At 64.3% G+C, this 2,764-nt stretch carries 3 protein-coding genes; 2 read left to right on the plus strand and 1 reads right to left on the minus strand.

All coding sequences use genetic code 11. The annotated features are described in order from the left end of the window. Both EN991_RS30995 and EN991_RS31000 read left to right on the plus strand, forming a co-directional pair. Window positions 1–1,390, plus strand: a 1,390-nt coding sequence (locus EN991_RS30995; protein ID WP_164769489.1) for an efflux RND transporter permease subunit, incomplete at its 5' end; no start/stop codon positions are given. A gap of 92 nt (window positions 1,391–1,482) precedes the next feature. After that, window positions 1,483–1,641: a DUF3309 family protein gene (locus tag EN991_RS31000; protein WP_013529196.1), complete on the plus strand. Its 159-nt coding sequence runs from the start codon at window positions 1,483–1,485 to the stop codon at window positions 1,639–1,641. A gap of 60 nt (window positions 1,642–1,701) precedes the next feature. Here the strand turns inward: EN991_RS31000 and EN991_RS31005 are convergent, their stop codons facing one another. Continuing rightward, window positions 1,702–2,661, minus strand: a complete 960-nt coding sequence (locus EN991_RS31005; RefSeq protein ID WP_127370181.1) for an SDR family oxidoreductase — start codon at window positions 2,659–2,661, stop codon at window positions 1,702–1,704. Window positions 2,662–2,764 lie beyond the last annotated feature (103 nt).

The raw sequence follows: 2,764 nt of genomic DNA on the forward strand, positions 1-2,764 counted from the left end.
GGATGTCCCTGAAGACGTCGTCGGCGTCATCCAGTACGAATTCATAGATTGGCGCGAGCGCAAGTCGGCGAACCAGATCCTGAACGATTTGCGCGGCGTCATGGCCGGCATTCCCGGCGTCGATGTCGAGGTGCGCGTGCCGGAGGCCGGTCCGCCGACCGGCAAGCCGATCCAGATCAGGCTTTCGGCCGTCGACCCCAAGGGGCTCGACGACAAAGCGCGCGCGGTTGCGGCACGCATCGGCAAGGTGCCTGGCGTCATCGACATTTCCGACGGCCTCCCGCCGCCCGGCGTCGACTGGGCGCTCGAGGTCGACCGTGCCAAGGCAGCGCAATATGGCATCAGCCCAACCGCTGTCGGCACAGTGGTGCAACTGGTGACCAACGGGCTGAAGCTTTCGGAATACCGGCCTGCCGGCGCCGACGACGCCGTCGACATCAGGCTGCGTCTGCCGGAAGACCGGCGCACGCTGTCGACGCTCGACGAGCTCAGGGTGCAGACCTCGCAAGGCTCGGTGCCGATCTCGAATTTCGTCGTGCGCAAGCCGGAGCCGACGGTTGGTATCCTCAACCGTATCGACGGCGCGCGCACGGTGGTCGTCCAGGCAAACGTTGCCGCAGGCGCCCAGGTCGCGGCCGTGCAGGCGGAGGTCAACAAGGCCGTCTCCGGGATGGATCTCGGCAGCGGCATACGTTGGAAGCTGGCCGGCTCGAACGAAGACAGCGCCGAGGCCAGCGCCTTCCTTGGCAAGGCCTTCGGGGCGGCGATCTTCCTGATCTTCCTGGTGCTGCTGATGCAGTTCAACAAATTCACCAGCGTGCTGATGGTGCTGTCCTGCGTGGTCATGGCGACGGTTGGCGTGTTCCTGGGGCTGCTGATCACAGGCGAGACCTTCGGCATCGTCATGTCGGGCATTGGCGTCATCGCTCTGGCCGGCGTGGTGGTGAACAACAACATCGTGCTGATCGACACCTATGACCGGCTGCGTGAAGAAGGCTGGGACAAGATGGACGCGGTGCTGCAGACCTGCCGCGAGCGCGCCCGGCCGGTGGTGCTGACGGCGGTGTCGGCGATCCTCGGCGTGTTGCCGATCGCCTTCGGCCTTGGGCTGGAAATCTTCCATCACGAGACGACGATCAACGCGCCGTCGACGCAATGGTGGATTTCGCTGTCCTCGGCGATCGTCTTCGGCCTGTCCTTCGCCACCTTGCTGACGCTGGTGGTGACGCCGTCGATGCTGATGATTTTCACGCGCAGCAAGAACAGCCGCTTCTATGCGTTTTTCCGCCGGCTGTTCCGGCGCGGCAAGGGAACGGTTTCGCCGACCGACAGGCCTGGCCAGGAAGCAGGCGACGAACCGGAAATCGCCTTTCCGAAAGCCGCCGAATAGACCCCATCGCCGATTTGACCGCAGAGGCCGCCCGGAACAACCGGGCGGCCTCTGCATTGTCTCTGAGCGAAACGTCGAAGCGAGGGCTTCTCATGCCGATCACCACCATCGTCATCATCGTCCTGATCCTTGTCCTCATCGGCGCGGTGCCGGCCTGGCCGCATTCGCGCTCCTGGGGTTATGGGCCGTCGGGTATCGTCGGCGTCGTGCTGGTGGTGCTCATGGTGTTGCTGTTGATGGGACGGCTCTGAGGCGCCCTCTCGTGGGAGATTGTTCAGTGTGCGGAGGGGCGGCGCCCGTGATCGCGGAAGTCAGGCAGCTTTCGCAACGCCATTCACGGTGGCAATGCCGATATCGCCAAGAGCCTCAGCAACCGCCTGATCCAACGGCGTGTGCGGGATCTCGCCGACGATGCCTTCCAGCCGTATCGAAGCCAGCTGATGCGGCTCGAAGCGCAGGTAGGACATGGAGACGATCTCGCGCCACATCGCCACGAACGGGCTGCCAGCGCGCAGCACCCACCAGGGCATCGAAGTCATCTTGAGCGGACGACCAATAGCCTTCTCGGCAGCGGCCTTGATCTGCAGATCGGTGACCGCGTGGCCCGGAAAGTTCAGCGCTTCATAGAAGCCGAGCTTGTCCAGATTGCGCGCCAGCGCGACGAAGCCCACAGCGAAGTCAGGCAGATAGGCCCATTCATGCACGAGGTCGACCGGGCCAGGCGCGGTGTAGATACCTTTGTTGATCTTGGCGGCAACGATCAGGTCGAACCATAATCCGCTGCCGGTGCCGCCGAAGAAATCGCCGGCCCGTAGAAGAATGGTGCGGACGCGGCCCGCGTCGGCCTCGCGACGAAACAACTCCTCCATGGCGCAGCGGATGCGGCCCTTTTGCGTGGTCGGGTGGAAGGGTGTGTCTTCCGATATCACCGCCGGCATCGGCGAGCCGTAATTGTAAACGGTGCCGGGGAAGAGATGCAGTGCGCCGTTCGCATGGCAGGCGGCCATGACATTCTGCGCCATCGGCAGGCATTTGCCCCAGTCGGTGTAGATCGGGTTGAGGCCGTTGAAGACGATATCGACACCTTGCGTGGCGCGGATGAGGGCCTCGCGGTCGAGAGCGTCACCGGCAACGGCCGTGGCGCCTTTGAGTTCGGCCGGCACCTTGCCGTTGCGGGTGACGGCGCGGACCTCGTAGCCCGCGTCGATGAAGGCCTTGGCGACCACGCGGCCGAGCCGGCCACCGGCACCGAGAATTGCGATCTTGGTCATTGGAAGCACTCCTGGTTGGGATTTAGGTGGTCGGTCGGGCGATCGAGATCAGCGGCAAGCGCGATCGGGATCAGCGCCTGCCGAAGAGATCGCGGTTGCTGCC

The organism is Mesorhizobium sp. M7A.F.Ca.US.005.03.2.1, from assembly GCF_003997795.1.
Taxonomy (GTDB): Bacteria; Pseudomonadota; Alphaproteobacteria; order Rhizobiales; family Rhizobiaceae; genus Mesorhizobium; species Mesorhizobium ciceri.

Coding starts and splice junctions, on each gene's coding strand:
- EN991_RS31000 (WP_013529196.1), top strand. CDS start 1,483: ATGCCGATCACCACCATCGTCATCATCGTCCTGATCCTTGTCCTCATC.
- EN991_RS31005 (WP_127370181.1), bottom strand. CDS start 2,661: ATGACCAAGATCGCAATTCTCGGTGCCGGTGGCCGGCTCGGCCGCGTG.